We start from the raw sequence: 21,188 nt of genomic DNA on the forward strand, positions 1-21,188 counted from the left end.
GGATTTTGTAAAGCTAACTGATTTAAAACAATTTGCTCCAAGTTATTTTTCTTATCTTCTTATATTGTTTCTTACAGAAGACGGTAAATTAAATTGTCCATATTGATCAAAAATTTCTGGGCAAAAATAGGGAATATGTCTATATGTGTCAATAAACTAAAAATGTTAATGTTGTTAACACTTTATTTTTTTATTTTGGAAATACTGACGATGTAAATATTTAAACCTTAAATGTGATTAACTTGGTTTCTAGTGTTTTCATGCTTTGTCATGTTTTAATTTTTTTCAGTATTTAAAAAATAATAGAATAGGTAAATAGTATGATAGTTGGTGTTTTATAATCTGAATAATTTATTTTGAATGATAAACAAAATTTCAAAAAATAATAATTTATTTGATGCTCGCAATCATGTTAGGGGATTTTAAATTCAAAATAATATTATAGTTATAGTTTAAGTTACTGTGCCTTCTGTTATTGGCAAGGGTGATATGAAAAGTTTGTGGCAAAAATTTGACCGTTGGTTTTTACGTGGGCAGAAGCTTTCTAAAGTATTGGTGGTGCTTATTGCTGTGTGGCTGTTTTTGGCTACCAGTTTAGTAGGGTTGTCGCTGAATACGTCTTGGCGGCTTGAAGAGCTGGGTATGGCAATAAATGAAGCTGGGAGTTTGCGTAAACGGGTGTTTTATATGGTGTTGGTAACGAAAACACCAGGAGCGGAGCAGCAGTTTGAGCAGGAGCAACGTCAGTTTGAAGAAATTCTGACGCATTTGCATGATTTGCATGAAACCGGTTTTGTTAATGGACGGCGGCATCAGCAGCTTCTTGATCAAGTAGTAAAGATTGAGGAGCAGTTACAGGATTTTCTTGGTGACCGTAATGCTTATTTAAATGGACGTCTGAGCGATGCGGCATTTTTGGCTGAAGCCCGTGAATTTACTGCGGTGATTGATCGTCTGGTACTGCTGATTGAGCAGGATAACACTCATAATATTCAGTTGTTGCGCTGGTTACAGGTGCTTGTGCTGTTGATGGCTATTTTTTCTGCAATTGTTTCTCTTCTGTTACTGCACCATCTGGTTATTGCGCCGTTACTCCGTTTGAATCAGGGTATTGGTCAGATTGGTAAAGGCCGTTTTGATACGCGCTTGCAAGTGGGCACAGCTAATGAATTTGGTAAGGTAGCGCAAGGCTTTAACTTGATGGCTGCCAAGCTAAATGAGGTTTATGACACGCTGGAAAATCGGGTAGCGGAACAAACACAGGCGCTAGTAAAGCGTAATCAGGATTTGGCTGTTTTGTATGCTATGACATCATTGTTTCAAGAACAGCATGAGTTATCAGTGCTTGTGCAGGTGTTTATGCATAAAATGAAGGTGTTTAGTGGTGCGGATGCCTGTGTGGTGCAGTTGAAAAATCGGCATTCTCAGAGGCTTGAGCTGGCTGGATCTGATGGGCTGACTGAAGAGCAGGTGGATAGATTCAGAAATTATCGCTGTGATGGTGGGCGTTGTGCTCAGATGTTGCAATCTGTGCCGGTAGTTGAAACTGAATCATTGGCTATTTTTGATGAGCGTAATCGTTTCTGCCAGATAAGACAGGTTTTGCCGTTTTGTTTAACCTTTGCGGTGAAGTCTGTGGATGATGAAATTGGTATGCTGCATCTGTTTGCTAAAGTGCCCTTTGCGTTGAGTGAAGAAAATCAGCGCTTGATTTCTACTGTGTGTAGTCAGTTTGGGATTGCTATTGAAAGTATGCGTCTAAATGAGTTGGACAAACAGATGGCTATTCTGGAAGAACGTAATCTGATGGCACAGGGTTTGCATGACAGTATTGCTCAGTCGCTTTCTTTCTTGAATATTCAGGTACAGGTGCTGGAAAAAGCGTTAGGTGAGCATAAAGAACAACAGGCTGCACAGACTCTTGAATTTATTAATGAGGGCATTCAGCAATGTTATGATGATGTACGCGAATTGTTATCGAATTTTCGTGTTAGGCTGGTAACGGAAGGGCTGATTAGTTCATTGCAAGGAGTAATGAAGCGATTTGAACAACAAACTGATATCGTTGTTGATTGGTCTGTTAAAGGTGATGTTTATGAAGTTGAGCCTGAGGTGCAGTTACAGGTAGTGTTTATTGTGCAGGAGGCTTTGTCAAATGTGCGTAAACATGCTCATGCAGATGCAGTTAAAGTATGTTTGGCTTATATGGCAGACCGGCTGAATCTGAAAATTGAGGATGATGGTGTTGGTTTTGCTGAAGATACACTCCTGCAGAAGGAGCAGCAAGGACATGTGGGTATACATATAATGAAAGAGCGTTCCGCTAAAATTAATGGAAAGTTGAAAATTTCTGCACGGGTGGGGGGTGGAGCATGTGTGGAGCTGATGGTACCACGTCAGTATATCCATACTCAGGAGTAATTCTTTTGGGAAATTAATGATGGCTAATGAAAAAAAGTACCGGATTCTGATTGTGGATGACCATACGCTCTTTCGGCGTGGCTTGCGTGCTTTAATTGATAGCTGTGAGCGTTTTGAGGTAGTGGGTGAAGCTACTGATGGGCTGGAAGGGGTAAAAATGCAACAGCAGTTACAACCTGATGCTGTGTTGCTGGACTTAGATATGCCTGTGATGCGTGGGTTAGAGGCACTGCCGCAAATGATGAGCCATAATCCTCAACAAGTGGTGCTGATGCTCACTGTATCTGAAGACGGTGGTGATTTAGTGGAATGTATGCGCCTAGGTGCACGGGGTTATCTGCTTAAAAATATTGATACAGAATTTCTGCTCGATAGTATCGAAAAAGCGATCAATGGTGACAGTGTGCTTTCACCCGAAATGACCAGTAAGCTGGTGACGCAGCTTAGGCGGAAGGAACCTGTAAATCATGAGTTGAAGGAACCGCTAACGCCACGGGAACGGGAGATTTTACGCTGGCTGGCACGTGGTAACAGTAATAAGCTTATTGCGCGCAATCTGGAAGTAACTGAAAGTACAGTAAAAGTTCATATGCAGAACATTTTGCGCAAGCTTAATCTTGGGAGCCGAGTTCAAGCAGCAGTTTATGCTGTTGAACACGGTTTGGATAAATAGTGATGGGATAGTAGCTGTGTAATTTTTTTAATTTTGCGTTTTGAACTGGCCTATTGATTTTGTCAATAGGCCAGTTTGCTTATATATGGTTGTTCTTTTGAAGTATCGATTCTGCATCTGATGACTAATGGGATATGAAAGAGGGATTACGTACACTAGGATAAATTTTTTTGGGGGAAGTGCAAGATGAATTCTGAAGTCAGAAAGTCGGTAACTGTGCTGACGTCCAGTACGATTGCTTTTGTTATTTGCTTCATGATTTGGATGGTATTTGCTGTACTTGGTTTGCCGATTAAACAACAGCTGCATTTAAATGAAACAGAGTTTGGTTTGCTAACTGCAATGCCGGTGTTGTCTGGTTCGCTTATTCGGGTGCCGTTGGGTATTTGGGCAGATCGTTTTGGTGGCCGGATTGTATTTTTTCTTTTAATGCTGGTGTGTGTACCTGCTGTCTGGCTGCTGGAATATGCGCATACATATAGCCAGTTTTTGTGGATTGCATTGTGGCTGGGTCTTGTAGGCGGTTCTTTTTCTGTTGGTACACCTTATGTGGCAAAGTGGTTTCGTAAGGAGCGGCAGGGTCTTGCCATGGGGATTTTTGGTGCTGGCAATGCGGGCGCAGCGCTGAATAAGTTTCTGGCACCAGTTTTGATTACTGCTTATGGCTGGCAGGCAGTACCGCGGGTATATGCAGTTATTTTATTGGTGATTACTTTGCTTTTCTGGTTTTTCAGTTATCCAGAACCGAAATTAGCCAATGCCAAACAGCCTAGTCTGAAAGCACAGCTATTGCTGATGAAAAATCCTCAAGTATTGAAATATAGTCAACTCTATTCAGTGGTATTTGGCGGTTATGTGGGTATTTCTTTGTGGATGGTGAGTTATTACGTTGGTGAATATCACTTTTCACTCACACAAGCTGCTTTACTGGCTGCGTGCTTTTCTTTGCCAGGAGGAGTGTTGCGTGCTTTCGGAGGCTGGCTGTCGGATAAATACGGTGCCTATAAAGTGACTTGGGCTGTGATGTGGATTTGCTGGATTGCATTTTTTCTGTTGTCTTATCCGCAGACGCAGATGTCTATCCGTACGGTAAGCGGTCATCTTGATATGCATATTGGTTTGAATGCTACGGTATTTACGATTTTGCTATTTGTTGTGGGTGTGGCTTTGGCGATAGGTAAAGCATCTGTATTTAAGTTTATCTCTGATGAGTTTCCGGAAGATATGGGCACTGTCTCTGGCGTGGTCGGTTTGGCTGGTGGGCTAGGTGGTTTTCTGCTACCGATTATGTTCGGTGTGTTGGTGGACTGGACTGGTGTTCGTTCCAGCTCATTTATGCTGATGTTTGGTACGGTGTGTATTAGCTTAATCTGGATGCATTTTTCTCTGAAAAATCAGAAGCATCAATAATCTGAGGTTGATATGGGTAAAATTTTAAAAGAGTGGCGTCCAGAGGACAGTCAGTTTTGGCAAAGCAAAGGCCGTACTGTGGCTCGCAGAAATCTATGGATATCTGTTCCTGCTTTGTTGCTGGCGTTTGCTATCTGGCAGGTTTGGAGTGTGACAGTGGTGAAACTGCCACTTGTGGGGTTTAAGTTCAGCAGTAACGAGCTGTTTTGGCTAGCTGCGCTGCCTGCTCTTTCGGGTGCCACGTTACGAATTTTCTATTCTTTTGTGATTCCGATTTTCGGCGGACGCAAGTGGACAACGATTTCTACTGCCAGCTTACTGATTCCAGCATTAGGTTTGGGTTTTGCTGTACAGAATCCTAATACTTCATACAGTACGATGTTTGTGCTGGCACTGTTGTGTGGTTTCGGCGGGGCAAATTTTAGCTCTTCGATGTCCAATATCAGTCTGTTTTTTCCGAAAGCGGAAAAAGGTCAGGCCATGGGTATTAATGCTGGTTTAGGTAATCTAGGGGTATCTGCTGTGCAGATAGCGGTGCCACTGGCGATTACGACCTGCCTGTTTGGGGCACTGGGTGGTGATGCACAAACTATTACGACGCCACAGGGTACAACGCAGGTGTGGTTACAAAATGCCGGCTTTATCTGGGTGCCATTTATCGTGCTCAGTACATTGGCAGCTTGGTTTGGTATGGATGATATTGGTAGCCTGCATTCTTCTTTAAAAGAACAGTCAATTATTTTCAAACGTTTGCACAATTGGATTTTGTGCTGGCTGTACGTGGGTACGTTTGGTTCGTTTATTGGTTTTTCAGCTGCTTTTCCGTTGTTGATTAGCCGTTCTTTTCCGCATATTGATGCCATTAAGCTAGCATTTCTGGGTCCGTTTGTTGGCGCGATACTGCGCGTGGTTGGTGGCTGGCTGTCTGACCGGATGTCGGCAGCAAAATTAACTGAAATCAGCTATGCCATGATGATTGTCGGGGTAATCGGGGTGCTGGTGTGCCAGCCGATGGGTAGCAATTCTGGCAATTTTGTTGGTTTCTTTTGTAGTTTTATGCTGTTGTTTGCGTTCAGTGGTATTGGTAATGGTTCGACTTATGCGCAGGCACCACGGATTTTTTCGTTGTTTCACCGTCACTTGCATCAGGGTGATGTTAAGAGTGCGGAATTACATGCTACTAAAGAATCAGCCACGGTGCTGGGCTTTATGGGTGCCATCGGCGCGTATGGTGGTTTTCTAATTCCAAAAAGTTTCGGTTCTTCGATTGAGGCTACTGGCAGTGTTTCGATGGCATTGTGGGGCTTTATTGTTTTCTATGTGAGCTGTCTGCTGATTAATTACTGGTTTTATGTGCGTAAGCAATCAGTAACGCGCTGCTAGTTTGCTGTTATGGCGCTGTGGTCGCGGACGATAGCGCTTAAAAAATATAAATCAATAAGAAACTGTTAGGGGCTGAGGCCTCTGTGGAGCACAAATTCATGAGCCATTTTTTAGACAGACTAAATTTTTTACGTAAAACCAAGGAAACTTTTTCTGCCGGACATGGTGCGGTGGTAGCCGAAGGACGCGAGTGGGAGGATGCTTACCGCCAGCGTTGGCAGCATGACAAAGTGGTGCGTTCGACGCATGGGGTGAACTGTACAGGTTCCTGCAGCTGGCGCGTGTTTGTTAAGAATGGGCTGATTACGTGGGAAATGCAGCAGACAGATTATCCGCGTACGCGTGCCGATTTACCAAATCATGAACCACGTGGCTGCCCGCGAGGTGCCTCTTACAGTTGGTATGTGTATTCAGCTCAGCGGGTGAAATATCCGATGATTCGTGCGTCTTTGCTGCGCATGTGGCGCGAGAAACGTAAAAGTCTGGGCGCGATTGAAGCGTGGCAGAGTATTACTCAGAATCCAGAAAGTGCAAAAAAATATAAATCTCAGCGTGGTTTGGGTGGTTTTGTGCGTTTGGACTGGAATGAAGCATATGAAATTATTGCCGCTGCCAATGCATTTACAATTAAGGAATTTGGCCCTGACCGTGTAATTGGTTTTTCGCCGATTCCGGCAATGTCGATGGTGAGCTATGCTGCTGGTTCACGCTATCTAAGCTTAATTGGCGGGGTGCCGCTGTCCTTTTATGATTGGTACTGTGACCTGCCGCCATCCAGTCCGCAGACATGGGGCGAACAAACAGATGTAGCTGAATCTGCGGATTGGTACAACGCCAACTATCTGATGGTGTGGGGCTCAAATGTGCCAATGACACGTACGCCAGATGCGCATTTTTACACTGAAGTACGTTATAAGGGTACGAAAACGGTTGCGGTGTCTTCTGATTATGGCGAAATGGTGAAATTCAGTGATATCTGGATGGCGCCGAAGCAGGGTACAGATGCAGCGCTGGCAATGGCGATGGGACATGTGATTCTGAAAGAGTTTCATTTGCAGAATCCATCGGCTTATTTTGTCGATTACTGCCGCCGCCTAACCGATATGCCGAATCTAGTGGTATTGAATCGGGACAATGGTCGTTTGCTGCCGGGTTATTTCCTGCGTGCAAGCCAGATGGCCGGCGGTCTGGATGAAACTAATCATCCTGAATGGAAAACTTTGGTAATTGATGAAAATAGCGGCGACATTGTAGCGCCAAAAGGTTCAATTGGTTTCCGCTGGGGCGAGCAGGGAAAATGGAATCTACGCGCGGAAAAATCCGACAGTGCCGATATTCAGGCTCAGATTTCGCTGGCCGAAAATCATGATGCGATTATGGGGGTGTCTTTTGATTACTTTGGTGGCGAAGATGCAGCTGAAGTAATTGTGAAAAATATTCCGGTTAAAAAAATTACAGGTGTCGATGGCAAAGAAATTTTGGTCACCACAGTATTTGATTTGATGTGTGCCAATTATGGTATCGACCGCGGCTTTGGTGGTGATGGTGTGACAGATGATTATCTGGCTGATGTACCGTATACACCTCTGTGGCAGCAGAAGCATACGGGTGTTAAGCCAGAGCTGGTGATTCAGGTGGCGCGCGAATTTGCGCAAAATGCGCATGAAACCCATGGCCGCAGTATGGTAATTGTGGGGGCTGGTCTGAATCACTGGTACCACATGGATATGGCTTATCGCGGCATTATCAACATGCTGATGATGTGTGGCTGTATTGGCCAGAGCGGTGGTGGTTGGTGCCATTACGTAGGACAGGAAAAGCTGCGTCCGCAAACAGGCTGGGCACCGCTTGCATTTGCTGCAGACTGGAACCGTCCGTCGCGGCAAATGAATGGCACATCGTTCTTTTATGCACATACCAGCCAGTGGCGACACGAAAAGCTGGATATGGCAGAAGTGATTGCACCTACTCATGCAGGCCAGATGGCTAATATGAGTCAGCTTGACTTCAATGTAAAAGCGGAGCGTATGGGCTGGCTGCCCTCTGCACCGCAACTGGCGCGCAATCCATTGGATGTGACCCGTGACGCGGAAGCGCAGGGCAAAGACCCGATTGCCTTTGCGGTTGAGCAGATGAAAGCCGGTGTGCTGGATATGGCTTGTAATGATCCAGACAATCCACAAAACTTCCCGCGCAACCTATTTGTATGGCGTTCAAATATTCTTGGTTCTTCTGGCAAGGGGCATGAATATTTTCTGAAATACCTGCTGGGTACACAGAATGCATTAATGAGCGATGAGACAGATGCCATTAAGCCGATGGATGTGAAGATACGGCCTGCTGCTGAAGGTAAGCTTGATTTGCTTACAGTGTTAGATTTCCGTATGTCTACTACTTGCTTATATGCTGATATCGTGCTGCCTACAGCTACTTGGTATGAAAAAGACGATTTGAATACTTCGGACATGCATCCGTTTATTCATCCATTAAGCGAGGCAGTGAAACCATTATGGGAAAGCCGTACAGACTGGGATATTTACCGTGGTCTAGCCAAGGCATTTTCTGAAACCGCTAAAGATTATCTAGGCGTGCGCAAAGATTTGGTGTTAACACCATTGATGCATGATAGTCCAGAAGAATTGGCTCAGCCATTTGACCCTAAAGACTGGAAACTGGGTGAGTGCGAACCAGTACCGGGTAAAACCATGCCAAAAATGACAGTAGTAGAGCGTGACTACGGCACCATTTATGAAAAATTTACTTCTGTAGGGCCGTTGCTGGAAAAAATTGGCAACGGAGGCAAAGGGATTAGCTGGCAGACCGCGGCAGAAGTGGATTTACTGCGCAAGCTCAACAATACGCAAAGCGATGGTGTGTCAAAAGGACAGCCGAAACTACACAGTGCTATTGATGCAGCAGAAATGATCTTAACTTTAGCGCCGGAAACCAATGGCCATGTAGCTGTTAAAGCTTGGGAGGCTTTGTCTAAAAATACCGGTATCGACCATACTCATCTGGCGATTGCACGTGAAGACGATGCCATTCGCTTCCGTGATGTTCAGGCGCAGCCGCGTAAAATTATTTCTTCGCCAACTTGGTCTGGTCTAGAAAGTGAAAAAGTCAGCTACAACGCTGGTTATACCAATGTACATGAACTGATTCCATGGCGTACGCTGACAGGACGTCAGCAGTTTTACCAAGATCATCAATGGATGCGTTTGTTTGGTGAAGGGTTGGTTTCTTACCGGCCAACGGTAGACCTGAAGACCACACTCAATGTCAAAGGCCATCAAAGCAACGGAAATCCAGAAATTGTGCTGAATTTCATCACCCCGCACCAGAAATGGGGGATTCACAGTACCTATTCTGATAACTTGCGCATGCTCACTTTATCTCGTGGTGGTCCGCATGTATGGATGTCGGAAATCGATGCTAGACGTGCCGGTTTGCAGGATAACGACTGGGTGGAAGTGTTCAATGTCAACGGCACATTAACCGCGCGCGTTGTTGTTAGCCAGCGTGTGCCGGAAACCATGATTCTGATGTATCACGCACAGGAAAAAATTGTCAACGTGCCCGGTTCGGAGCTTTCTGGCAAACGTGGCGGTATCCACAATTCTGTGACTAAAGTAGTAATGAAACCGACTCATATGATTGGTGGCTATGCTCAATTGTCCTGGGGATTCAATTACTACGGTACGGTAGGTACCAACCGCGATGAACTTGTGGTAGTACGCAAAATGAACAAGGTGGACTGGCTGGATACACCGGCCACAACCCCGGCGGCTGAATAAGTAAGGAACACAAATTATGAAAATACGTGCACAAATCGGCATGGTGCTGAATCTGGATAAATGCATCGGTTGCCATACCTGTTCCGTGACTTGCAAAAATGTCTGGACCAGCCGTGATGGTGTGGAATACGCTTGGTTTAACAACGTCGAAACCAAGCCCGGTATCGGTTATCCAAAAAACTGGGAAGATCAGGAGCAATATAAAGGCGGCTGGGTACGCGAACGTACTGGTAAACTTAAGCTAAAGCAGGGTAATCGCCTAAAAATACTGGCAAATATATTTGCTAATCCAAATATGCCGGCCATCGACCAGTACTATGTACCGTTCACCTATGATTACGAGCATTTGCAAGCTGCTCCACTGATGCAAACCCCACCAACGGCACGGCCGGTGTCGGTATTAACTGGCAAGAAGATGGACAAAATCGAATGGGGGCCAAACTGGGAAGATGATCTGGGCGGTGAATTTGCCAAACGCTCAAAGGACAAACTGTTTGATGGCATACAGAAGGACATTTATGCTGCTTTTGAAAACACCTTTATGATGTATCTGCCACGCCTGTGTGAGCACTGTCTTAATCCAGCCTGCGTGGCCAGCTGTCCTTCTGGCTCCATTTATAAACGAGAAGAAGATGGCATCGTACTGATAGATCAGGATAAATGTCGAGGCTGGCGCATGTGCGTTTCCGGCTGTCCATACAAGAAAATTTACTACAATTGGGTGTCAGGTAAAGCAGAAAAATGCATTTTCTGCTATCCACGTATAGAAGGTGGTCAACCTACTATTTGTTCGGAAACCTGTGTTGGCCGTATCCGTTATTTAGGGGTAATGCTGTATGATGCCGACCGTATCAGCTCCAGCGCCGCTGTAGAAAATCCTCAGGATTTATACGAACAGCAACTTGATGTTTTCCTTGATCCAAACGATCCAGAAATTGCCCGCGAAGCGCTTGCTCAAGGCATTCCTGCCGACTGGATACAGGCAGCACAGAATTCTCCTGTATATAAAATGGCCGTTGAATGGAAAGTAGCGTTCCCATTGCATCCAGAATACCGCACCTTACCAATGGTATGGTACATACCACCATTATCTCCGATTCAGTCAGCATTGGAATCAGGAGTGATTGGTGAGCATGGCCTCATACCAGAGCTTAGAGAAATGCGTATTCCGCTCGAGTATCTGGCCAATCTGCTCACAGCCGGCAAAACAGAACCAATTGTCAATGCCCTTCAAACCATGATTGATATGCGTAAATACATGCGTACTAAAACAATCCATTCTGCTGAACAGGCTTTGCAGGAGCTGTCAGGCCACCGACTGAGCGCGCAGCAAATCGAAGAAATGTATCAGATTATGGCTATTGCCAACTATGAAGATCGTTTCGTCATCCCCAGTGCTCATAAAGAACTGGTTAGCAATACCTTTGAAGAAAAAGCTGGATGTGGTTTCACCTTTGGTGATGGCTGCCACAATGGCCATAGCAAAGAGAGCTTGTTTGGTACTCGTAAAGCTGCACCGATAGTATTTCATGGTTTGCGTAAGAAAAACGAACGCCAGTCAGTATAAGGAAACAGAAAATGTATAAGATATTATCCATTTTACTGAGCTATCCGCGGCAACAATGGCTGAGCCATATTGAAGAACTGCATACTGCTGTCAACCAGTATGCTGCACTGGAACAGTCCGCAGCGCTGGAACCATTTTTTAATCATTTGCGTGCATACGATGAAATCAGCCTTCAGGAAGTGTATGTCGATACTTTCGACCGCAACCGCAACCATGCCCTGCATCTGTTTGAACATCTGCATGGTGAAGACAAAGCACGTGGGCAGGCAATGGTCGACTTGCTAGCAGAATATCAGGCACATGGTCTAGAACCAGAAAATAACGAACTGCCGGATTATCTGCCCTTATTTCTGGAGTTTCTATCCGGCATCGACAGCCAGCAGGCGCAGCAGTTGCTAGCTGATGCCGTGCATGTCATTGCATACATTGCGGCCAATCTGCATAAAAGCCAGTCCATTTATGCGCCGGTAATGGATGCAGTAGTGGCCTTGTCGCCAGTGGCACCGCAGCCATTAAAGGCAGCACCGGTACGTAATATGGATGAAGCCCTGGAAAAATTTGGCCCCACCGCAGAAGGACTCGAACCTCTGTTAAACCAGCCATCCGTACAGGAAGTGCAATTTTTCCGCCAGAAAAAACTCAGCTAAGCCGGGAGACAGCATGTATTATCTTAATCAATTCATATTCGGCATTTTTCCCTACATTGCCGCCAGTATCTTTTTTCTGGGCAGTCTGATTCGATTTGATACCAACCAATATTCGTGGAAATCCGAATCCAGCCAGCTACTATATCCGCGCTTATTGCGCATGGGTAATATCCTATTTCACATCGGCGTACTGGGTTTGTTTTTTGGCCATTTAGTTGGATTATTAACACCAGTGTTCGTGTGGGATACGCTGGGCATCAGTCATGAAACCAAGCAGCTCACAGCCATGATTGCCGGTGGCATCATGGGAACACTGGCTTTAATCGGTCTTATAATGTTGATTTATCGCCGTTTCAGTAGTGCGCGTTTACTCGCCAACAGCACGTGGCGTGATAAATTGGTATTAATCTGGCTGCTAATTACCCTGTGTCTGGGATTAGGAACCATTCATGTTTCCGCACACCATCTGGACGGGGAGGAAATGATTAGCCTGATGCAATGGGCGCAGCATATCGTCACTTTCCGCAGCGGAGCAGCTGACATCATTGCTCATACTCATCCGATTTTCAAACTTCACCTATTTATGGGTATGAGCGTATTTGTTATCTTTCCATTTACTCGGCTAGTACATATTTGGAGTGGATTTGGCGCATTAGTGTACCTAAAACGCCAAGCCCAGTTGGTCAGAAGCAGACGTTATTAAACAATTGCTTAGAACAATTTAAGGCAATGCTGATATTCAGTATTGCCTTAAATTTATGACAGCCAAACCGTAGCAAAAATAAATCCACTAAAAAAATTGATTTACCACAGGCTTATCTAGCATAATGTGCTAAAAATCATCGCATTCTTAATGCGTAATCCACAAAAAAATGTCTATTACATCCAGTCAGCGTTGTCACTCTTCAGTATCTCTCAACTTGCCTGTAAGATTCTTGTGTAACATTTTAAATATAAATTTTAAATTTCTCAGTCACAATGCCGCAAATATGGAACTGATCCGACATCTCGATAATCGGGTAGCGATTATTCAGCGGCTTCAGATAATGGCGATTACCCTCTCTTACATATTGTTTAAACATCGCCTCATTACCACTTTCGCGCACTACCACAAAATTGCCATGTTGTACCGGCAGCTCTGGTTCTACTACAATTTTGTCGCCTGCCGTAAACTCTGGTTCCATACTGTCTCCCTTGATTTCCAATGCAAACGCCTGTGCACTGGGCTTGCGCAAAGCAGATACCCAAATATTACTAGCAACCAGTAAGGTTTTTCTATCCAGCTGCTTAGCTGCATCTATCCATGACAACAGTGGTACTTTAAAGCCATTAAACAAAACTTCATTATCTTCAAATGCACCGATTCCAAAATGTTCCGGCTTCACAACATCGGCAAAATAGGATACCAACTTATCAATATGAGCTTTATCAACCCGCCCAGTCTGTATCCAGCTCGTTACCGAGGGCGGTTTTATCGCAAAAGCGCGCGCCACATCAGCTTTTCGCACACCCTTTAGCTCAATAGCAGTTTTAATTGCATCACCTAATTGTTTACCAGTGTACATAATTATCCTTAGTGTTTACCTAATCTTATTTAGACTTACTATAATTAGGCAATGATTTGCATTTTGTTAGATATTAGCTTAATATTATATTTGTATTAAAACGAATATAAAATACTTTGTTGATTATTATCGATAATTGATAAGGTTTTAAAAATAATCTTCACACAGTGATTTAGTGTTTAGTCAAAGAATTGATTTCAAAAGTTTAGAAACTCTGAAATTTTAAAAAATATGCTTCAAAAGCAAATTTAAAAATAAACATTTATCTCATAATATGGCAAGTAACTTAAAAAAAGCAAATAACTAGTTTTCCTTAAACAATACATTAATTAAGTATCGCCTAATGGTTTTGGCACATCACTTACATAAGGTGAATCTATGACAGACTATAAATCAGAAATTGATCTTGCAGAAAAAGTACTGCGCGCGTATGAGTACTGCATGAAAGACAGCATCAAAAAGGGACATTGCCGAAGTATAGAATGGAAATATCAGCCAGAAGCACCTAATAAAAGCCCCCAGCAAGCTTTTTATCCTACCTATCAGCCCGAAGTGTATGACATGGTAAAAAACACTATGGGCAACCTGTTTTACAAAGACCGCGAAGCCTTTGCCACTCTGTCTAGTAAATATTGCAAACTCAGCCCTTTATATAAACGCCAGAATCAAAACTCCGTTAAACGCAACCAGCGCCGACGCTACTCCAGCAAAGAATGGAATCAAGCAATAGAACAAAGCTTATGGCGTTTTTGGCAGGAAATGAAACTTCAGCCACAATTTGAAAAATATTTTCGCTATAATACTTGACATTATCCCATCACAGCTTATAATTAATTATACATTACAGGTATGCTTCACCTTAAACAGCTGTTTGATAAAGTTCCCGCAAGGGAGCTTTTTTGCATTTGGTGATTACGAAACCGGTTAAATCATGGCAGCGCATAATTAACAAAAATAAGAGATTTATCATCAGCACGGATTTTGCGTACAGAAATCCGTTTTTTTATACCTTTATAGGCAGTGAAGATGTGGTCAACCAGACCATAACTAATAATATTTAACTAAGTAGACATGAGCTTATATTTACAACAGTATCTGAGTTGTTAAACATATAAAATCAGACACCATAAATGAACTTATTTAGGCAAAAACTACCAAAAAATATCTTTAATGGAAAAAGGAAGAATAAAAATGGTCAGGAAAATTCGTAATTGGTCAGATTTCAGATAAAATGGCTTGGAATCTGACTATGTTAAATTAATCTCATCAGTTAAATAACAAACGTAAAAATCATCTCATTATTCTCTTAAAATGATTGATATGAATATTACAAAACTCAACAACTGTATTTACGATACCAGCCGAATACTTGATAGCGTATTCGGCTGTACACAAACAAAAAAACTGAATATTGCGAGTAGCAAAAGCTGAATCTGGGAACATTTATATAAAACCGGCTTTGTATACAATTTGTCCAATAATTTCTATCTGATTTAATCCAACAGTTTCATCTGGGTATTCATGATTATTATAACTTTTCATTCTTACCCGCTCATTAGGTAAGTTTTGCAGTATCCTGATTCTGAGCAGACTACCCTGATTAAATGCATAAATCTTACCGTCTACAGGTATTTTTTTTGAAACATCCACAACGAGCTTGTCACCATCATTTAACAAAGTATGCATCGAATCACCACTCATGGTGATACTAACCAGATTGTCTACCTGCAAATTATTTAGCTTGATATCCTCTCGGTACAGATTAAGTTGAGAAGTTTTTGAATGGGTATTTTGAGACGGCAGAGGAGGAATCGGAATAAACGCATCATCATTAAACAGGCCTTCCGATATGCTTTCACTGGGCTGAAAATTAAGGATTTGCATAATCCGGTTAACCGTTTCCAGTCTGGGTGCAACTTTACCCAGTTCGTAACGGGAAATTAGAGAAGGCGTAATGCCAGTTTTAAAGGCAAGCTCTTTTTGAGAAAGCCCAGCAGCCAATCTGGCAGCTTTGAGTTGAATGGCAAATTTCATGGTAAAAACGTAAGATATTAATAAATAAAAATTTAATCGAAAAATGACAAAGAATGGTTAAAAATAGCCATTAAATGCTTGTAATTATCTTTTATAGATTTTAATATAGCCATAAATGGCTATATTTAATAACCGTAAGAGGTATATTACCTGAATTTATATTGAGTCAAAACTGTCATTAAGTTTAACCCAAAGTAGTTTTAAGTTATTTAAACTTAAATTAACAATAAACTAATACAAGGTGAAAATAAAAAAAATTAAATATATTTAATTAGTATAGCAACTTAAAAGGAAATACCTCAAAGGCTGCCACCTTTGAGGTATTAAGTAAACAAAATCCCAAGTTCAAATTAAGGAGTTTTGAATGAATAATAGTATCACATTTGTTTCTTTTAATGGGAGTAGTCTGGCTACAGTTAAAATCAAGAATACAGTTTACGTGTGCATGAAATCTGTAGTCAGCGGAATCGGTCTGGACTGGTCGACCCAGCATCGAAAACTCAGAGGCTGTTATCAAAAGTATGGTTGTGGATTTTTATCCATTCCAATTAAAAATGGCACCAAAAAAATATTAGCAATTCCATTAAAAAAGCTAAGTAACTGGTTGCAGAGCATCAATCCCAAAAAAGTGAAAGATAGCCTTAAAGACACAGTAGTAATTTATCAGAGCGAGTGTGCAGAAGCTATACAGGCTTACTGGCGTAAACCACGTACGTTAAAAAAGCCGTGCTGTCCACAACCAGTAGACAAAAATAAATCCGGCTTACAACGTGACCAGATTGCTGTGATAAAAGCACTGCATCGGCAACTTGTATTATCCGTTGCCAAAGAAAAACAGGCAGAACTGGCCATGACATTATGGCAGGCAGTACAAACCCGCTATGGTGTCAGCTACGAGCATGTACCCGCATCCAAATTTAGTGAAGTGCTGTGTCTACTCAGCCGCGTAGCTGTTAAAAAAGTTAGTCTCGGTAATGCACAACCAGATAATAATGGTTTTACTGACATAATGGTACCACCGGCTCAACTAGATAATCTATATGAATCATTTGTATGCTCACAGAATATGCGACTTATGTTTGAGCATTTACTGCCAGCATTGCATATTTTTGGCAGCAAATACGAAAATCAGGTCCATAAATATGCTTATGAAATAGAGCATGTCTTTAATAACTGCTATAAGGCTTTTCTACCCTTATTTGACAAAATGCCCGAATCAGAAATTAAAGAATCTGCGCGCAAGCATCTGGCTAAGCTGATGTAATCTTCCCAAGAGTTTGGTACTAAACGAAACTTACACACTGCTTTGCACAGAATATGATGGTAAACAGTTTTCATTTGATGAAACTGGTAGAAAATCTTGAACTAATGACTAAATTACAGAAGGAGAAATATTGAAAAAACAAAACAAATATTTATACAATAAATTAAATATGAAAATTTTATTATTAATGGGTACAAAAACCGGCATTTGCCGGTTTTTTTGTTTTCTGAGGATTTGATGGTTGATTTATGAAAAATGTGGAAATGGTATTACAGTTACTTTATTCACTGCTGGATTTAAGATTTTTGCCGGATAAATTACAAAAATGGTTGTTTCATACAGGTACACGCGTTATTACCGTAACCAGCGCACTGATTATGATCGGTTTTGCCGGCATATTTCTGCTGGGCGGTAGCGAGGTTTTTAATCTCAAACTGTATAAAGGCTTTTTGTTATTACATCCGTTGACTCTTTCGGTACTGTTGATTGGTATGGCCGTATTGCAATTGCTTGTAACCATATTTAAATCTAATCGTTGCAACGTGCTTTGTGGTTATTTACTGATTTTATCCGCACTGATATGGGCAGTCATATCGGCTACGTTTTGGGCTTCGTATCCACCACTGACCACCGGAATGACAACTTATCCGGTATTAGCTGTTGTGTGTGCGCTAGCCGGACGTAATCAGATCAACTACACAAAACGGGTTGAAGATTTGAAACACAAGGGACGATAAAGTATGGAGTTAATAAAAAATGCTTTTTCCGTCTGTATTTTATTTGCGCTGATAGGCGGGCTAGCTGGTTCTTTATTGGTCACAGATTATAAACGCTATGGTTGGTTTATGACCATACTGTTTGTATTACTGGGAATGATATTTGCAGCAGCAGTGACCGATTACTTTTTTCCGCCAAACCGCCCATGGCTTTTTGCTGGTGTAGGAGTATTTGCAGGTATGTCTACAACATCCTTTCTTGATGCCTTCAAAGCCGCCGCGCCAGGACTGGCAAAGCGCATTATTGATATTGTAAGTAGAAAAGCAGAACAATTTGTTGGTCACGATGATACAACAAAATAATAATTATAAATGAGTATCAGCAGCCGAAAGGCTGCTTTTTTTGGAAATTAAAAATGTATAAATTAAGTAATCGCTCATTGCAGCGACTGTATGGGGTAAATAACGGTCTAGTTAGAGTGGTAAAAAGGGCAATAGAACTGACCACTCAAGATTTTATGGTAACAGAAGGCCTACGCACACGAGAACAATGTTGCATTAATTACGGTAAAGGCCGCACCGAACAGCAATGTACACTAAAAGGTGTGCCAGCAAAATATGCACAGCCAGCCGTAAGTAAAGTTACCTGGTTAAATAATCCGTTTGCCAGTAAACATGTTACTGGTAAGGCAATTGATCTGGTACCGTATCCAGTAGACTGGAACGATTTGCATAAATTCCACACCATTGCTTTGGCAATGAAGCAAGCAGCAGCAGAACTAAATGTAAAAATTGTCTGGGGTGGGGATTGGAAAACTAGCAAAGACTATCCTCATTTTGAGGTATAACTCCACTGAATAGCACTAATGGAATTGTTGTGTTGTTGTCATTATTTATTGGTAATCAACACATTTATTAAATTTGTAATAAAATGGATAGTCTATATAATTTCATCATTATGCTGCGATCAGACTAAAATTTTACTCTGAGATAATACAAAAGAATATAGCAATCATTCATGATTAAGAAATATAATCAATTCTATTAGTCAGATGATTCTAAGAAGCTAAATATCTGCCTCCAAAATTTATTACTCGAATGATAATCGGAAAATTTACTTAATTTATATAAGAATGGCTAGATATTTATCTCATCAACATTTAAAAACGAATGATAAAATCTGTTTGGGTAAATTGTTTCAGAATTAAGTCTGGCTGGATGAAAATATAATAATCGAATGAGGAAAATTTAAATATATAATTATTTCAATTGGTTAAGATATTTTATTGACTTATACATAATAAATGCTATAATAAATTCAAATCACAGGTATGCTTCACCTTAAACAGCTGAATAGATAAGTTCCCTAAATGGGAGCTTTTTTGCGTTCTAGGGAAACAAATTTAAAAACAGTTTAATAAAATCAGATTGAAAATCAGGTGATATGGAAATGAATTAAATAGTTTTAAAAGAGAAATACTGTAGAGATGGTGGAGGCGGGGGGAATCGAACCCCCGTCCGAAAGTCCTCTACAGAGCGATCTACATACTTAGTCTTGCCAACTTCGAATCTTATTCACAAACCGCCGACAGACAGGCTGTTTGTAAACCAGTTGCCATAAATCTCGTTTAATGCCAGACAACACGACATTAAACCAGCCAATGTAAATGTCGTTGCGGTGAGTTGCCTCACACGGCCCATTGGCGAACCGTTGCAACGTTTAGCCTTAAGCGGCTAAAGCGTAAGTTTCGTCGTTTGCGACTATATAAATTCAGGGTTTAACGGGAATCTGAGACCCCGGTATGCACGCATCTGCTTTGCAACCCCCGTCGAAACCAAGGTCGCCCCCAGATAGTTTGTCAATTATACGTTTATTTGAGATATATGCAAACTTATTCTGAATTGCTATATGCTAACTAAGTTGGCTGCTGGATTAAAATATTAAATTATCTTTATTAATTTGCATATACACAATTAGAGCAGAATGTAAATCTGTTGATGCAATATCGTTGCCAAACGTATTGATTTATAATCTACAGGTTCAATTTGAAATCTTGGTTAATATGTACGATGTCAATACTGATGATGTACGTCATTTTTTTTCAGATGTCTGGCAGAAGCGTCAGCAGCCGCATCTGTTAGATGCTTTACAGCAGAAAGCGTTACGGATTATTGACGCACATAGCGAATATGCGCCTTATTTAGAAAATGTCGAACAATACCTAAACCGTACATGGCGGCCGGAAGAAGGGGAGACTAACCCTTTTTTGCATCTGTCATTACATTTGTCAGTACAGGAGCAGGTTGCGATTAATCAGCCATTTGGTATTGCTGCCATTCATCAGCAGTTATGTAAAAAATATGCAGGTGACTGGGTCAAAGCCGAGCACGATATGATAGAAGCATTGGCGGAAACCCTCTGGCTGGCACAGCGTTATGGGCAGGGGCTGGATGTGAATGCTTATATGACGCGTCTGCGTAGATTGGTTGGGCTCGGACAGGAAGACAACCCGCGTCTGAATCCGCATGAAATCGAAACAGCTGCCGTAAAAAAAGATTGAATTTGCTCTAGTATAAATTATAGTTTATTGTTTAACCATTTGTACCGATTTACTTTATCAGATTAAATGTGGTACATAATATTTTGGAATCTGTAAGCTTTAATTAAGGGATGGATATGTCTTTTTGGGCAAGTAATGCAAATGCTTTGTTGCTACTGTTGTTTGTGGCGTTGGGTATTTTCGGACATAATCCTTCAGTAACGATTTCTGCATTGATTATCCTACTGGTGCAGCAGACACCGTTATTGAAATATGCACCGCTATTAGAAAAATATGGGCTGCAGCTTGGAATTATGCTGCTGATGATCGGTGTATTGGCACCGCTGATTACAGGTAAGGTGCAGCCTGCGCAGATTGCGGCCTTGGCCAGTAGCTGGAAAACCATTGCTGCTGTAGTAGTAGGCATTGTCGTTGCGTGGCTGGGTGGCCGTGGGGTACAACTAATGCAAATGAATCCCACCATTGTGACAGGTTTGATGATTGGTACGATTATTGGAGTGGCTTTCTTACGTGGAGTGCCGGTGGGACCTTTGATTGCTGCTGGATTACTGTCGTTAATTCTATAGGTATATTGCCTGAAGTTCTTGCCAGAATGAGGTCCGCTCGTTATAATGCGCCCACTTCCATTTCTTGGAGAGGTGGATGAGTGGTTGAAGTCGCACGCCTGGAAAGCGTGTATACGTGAATAGCGTATCGAGGGTTCGAATCCCTTCCTCTCCGCCAGTTTCTATATAAAAGCTGCTTATGCGGCTTTTTTTATATATGTTTAATATGATATTGTTATATTATTTAAATGTATTTATTTCGTATAGCTTTTGTACTGAATTTGTTTTTATTTCCAAGTTAAATCAATGAATCTCACTAAATTGAGTGATAAGTCTATACTAATAAATGCACTAATGGAAAATACAAGATAAAGAAAATAAAAGTAGTGTTATAGAAACTAATCAAGATTAATGCGAGTAAGTGACATAGATCAGAAAATATTTGAATTTAAATTGCTATATAAAATTACTACTGTAGCCGATATTGACTAAATTATTAATGGGTCACTGTGGTTATTTGTATTAAAAAAATTGAATAAACACGCAAAGTTTGTTGAACCAAACGTATATTAAAATTTTATTCATTGAGTAATGCTTCATAAATATGA

Annotated in this window: 18 protein-coding genes, 1 tRNA gene and 1 other RNA gene; 17 read left to right on the forward strand and 3 right to left on the reverse strand. The window is 41.6% G+C overall.

Annotated features, from left to right (window positions below):
- The first annotated feature begins 388 nt into the window (after positions 1-388).
- The 9 genes from ABU615_RS00375 to narI all read left to right on the forward strand — a co-directional run bounded on the left by ABU615_RS00375 (position 389) and on the right by narI (position 12,598).
- Positions 389-445 (forward strand): hypothetical protein, encoded by a 57-nt coding sequence (locus tag ABU615_RS00375; protein WP_370389363.1) that lies wholly within the window; start codon positions 389-391, stop codon positions 443-445.
- 44 nt (positions 446-489) lie between these two features.
- On the forward strand, positions 490-2,421 hold the full coding sequence (locus ABU615_RS00380) for a histidine kinase (RefSeq protein ID WP_370388978.1): 1,932 nt from the start codon (positions 490-492) through the stop codon (positions 2,419-2,421).
- 19 nt (positions 2,422-2,440) lie between these two features.
- Positions 2,441-3,094, forward strand: a complete 654-nt coding sequence (locus ABU615_RS00385; RefSeq protein WP_100140038.1) for a response regulator transcription factor — start codon at positions 2,441-2,443, stop codon at positions 3,092-3,094.
- A 186-nt stretch (positions 3,095-3,280) separates the two neighbouring features.
- A complete protein-coding gene (locus ABU615_RS00390; protein ID WP_370388979.1) occupies positions 3,281-4,504 on the forward strand; it encodes a nitrate/nitrite transporter in 1,224 nt (407 codons plus the stop codon).
- Positions 4,505-4,516: 12 nt separating this feature from the next.
- A complete protein-coding gene (locus ABU615_RS00395; RefSeq protein WP_100156883.1) occupies positions 4,517-5,887 on the forward strand; it encodes a NarK family nitrate/nitrite MFS transporter in 1,371 nt (456 codons plus the stop codon).
- 98 nt (positions 5,888-5,985) lie between these two features.
- Positions 5,986-9,681, forward strand: a complete 3,696-nt coding sequence (locus ABU615_RS00400; protein WP_370388980.1) for a nitrate reductase subunit alpha — start codon at positions 5,986-5,988, stop codon at positions 9,679-9,681.
- Positions 9,682-9,697: 16 nt separating this feature from the next.
- Positions 9,698-11,248, forward strand: a complete 1,551-nt coding sequence (gene narH, locus ABU615_RS00405) for a nitrate reductase subunit beta (RefSeq protein ID WP_370388981.1) — start codon at positions 9,698-9,700, stop codon at positions 11,246-11,248.
- Between the two features lie 11 nt (positions 11,249-11,259).
- Positions 11,260-11,895, forward strand: a complete 636-nt coding sequence (narJ, locus tag ABU615_RS00410; protein WP_100156886.1) for a nitrate reductase molybdenum cofactor assembly chaperone — start codon at positions 11,260-11,262, stop codon at positions 11,893-11,895.
- Between the two features lie 13 nt (positions 11,896-11,908).
- The gene (gene narI / locus ABU615_RS00415) at positions 11,909-12,598 is read left to right on the forward strand and encodes a respiratory nitrate reductase subunit gamma (protein WP_370388982.1); all 690 of its coding nucleotides are present in this window, start codon (positions 11,909-11,911) and stop codon (positions 12,596-12,598) included.
- A gap of 244 nt (positions 12,599-12,842) precedes the next feature.
- Here narI and ABU615_RS00420 read toward each other — a convergent pair whose 3' ends face one another.
- On the reverse strand, positions 12,843-13,460 hold the full coding sequence (locus tag ABU615_RS00420) for a LexA family protein (RefSeq protein WP_367488694.1): 618 nt from the start codon (positions 13,458-13,460) through the stop codon (positions 12,843-12,845).
- Between the two features lie 378 nt (positions 13,461-13,838).
- Here ABU615_RS00420 and ABU615_RS00425 point away from each other — a divergent pair, with 378 nt between their 5' ends.
- Positions 13,839-14,267 carry a hypothetical protein gene (locus tag ABU615_RS00425; RefSeq protein WP_367421999.1) on the forward strand — a complete coding sequence of 143 codons (429 nt, stop codon included), beginning with the start codon at positions 13,839-13,841 and terminating at the stop codon, positions 14,265-14,267.
- Positions 14,268-14,903: 636 nt separating this feature from the next.
- Here ABU615_RS00425 and ABU615_RS00430 read toward each other — a convergent pair.
- Positions 14,904-15,494: a S24 family peptidase gene (locus ABU615_RS00430; RefSeq protein ID WP_370388983.1), complete on the reverse strand. Its 591-nt coding sequence runs from the start codon at positions 15,492-15,494 to the stop codon at positions 14,904-14,906.
- Positions 15,495-15,858: 364 nt separating this feature from the next.
- On the opposite strand from ABU615_RS00430, the gene ABU615_RS00435 reads away from it, so the two are divergent.
- The 4 genes from ABU615_RS00435 (at position 15,859) to ABU615_RS00450 (ending at position 18,322) form a co-directional block, all read left to right on the forward strand.
- Complete coding sequence (locus tag ABU615_RS00435; protein ID WP_370386376.1) at positions 15,859-16,758, forward strand: phage antirepressor N-terminal domain-containing protein; 900 nt, start codon at positions 15,859-15,861, stop codon at positions 16,756-16,758.
- Between the two features lie 248 nt (positions 16,759-17,006).
- Complete coding sequence (locus ABU615_RS00440; protein WP_100140049.1) at positions 17,007-17,495, forward strand: hypothetical protein; 489 nt, start codon at positions 17,007-17,009, stop codon at positions 17,493-17,495.
- A 3-nt stretch (positions 17,496-17,498) separates the two neighbouring features.
- Positions 17,499-17,837, forward strand: a complete 339-nt coding sequence (locus tag ABU615_RS00445; RefSeq protein ID WP_267390178.1) for a hypothetical protein — start codon at positions 17,499-17,501, stop codon at positions 17,835-17,837.
- 53 nt (positions 17,838-17,890) lie between these two features.
- Positions 17,891-18,322 carry a M15 family metallopeptidase gene (locus ABU615_RS00450; RefSeq protein ID WP_370388984.1) on the forward strand — a complete coding sequence of 144 codons (432 nt, stop codon included), beginning with the start codon at positions 17,891-17,893 and terminating at the stop codon, positions 18,320-18,322.
- A gap of 640 nt (positions 18,323-18,962) precedes the next feature.
- Here the strand turns inward: ABU615_RS00450 and ssrA are convergent.
- Positions 18,963-19,323: a transfer-messenger RNA gene (ssrA, locus tag ABU615_RS00455) on the reverse strand.
- Positions 19,324-19,537: 214 nt separating this feature from the next.
- On the opposite strand from ssrA, the gene ABU615_RS00460 reads away from it, so the two are divergent.
- The 3 genes from ABU615_RS00460 (at position 19,538) to ABU615_RS00470 (ending at position 20,758) form a co-directional block, all read left to right on the forward strand.
- Complete coding sequence (locus ABU615_RS00460) at positions 19,538-20,035, forward strand: DUF1841 family protein (protein ID WP_267390471.1); 498 nt, start codon at positions 19,538-19,540, stop codon at positions 20,033-20,035.
- Between the two features lie 116 nt (positions 20,036-20,151).
- Positions 20,152-20,601, forward strand: coding sequence for a DUF441 domain-containing protein (locus tag ABU615_RS00465; RefSeq protein WP_100156895.1), 450 nt, complete (start codon positions 20,152-20,154; stop codon positions 20,599-20,601).
- 66 nt (positions 20,602-20,667) lie between these two features.
- Positions 20,668-20,758 (forward strand) — tRNA-Ser (locus ABU615_RS00470).
- The last annotated feature ends 430 nt before the right edge of the window (positions 20,759-21,188 follow it).

It is taken from the genome of Snodgrassella alvi (assembly GCF_040741455.2).
GTDB classification, from domain to species: domain Bacteria; phylum Pseudomonadota; class Gammaproteobacteria; order Burkholderiales; family Neisseriaceae; genus Snodgrassella; species Snodgrassella alvi_E.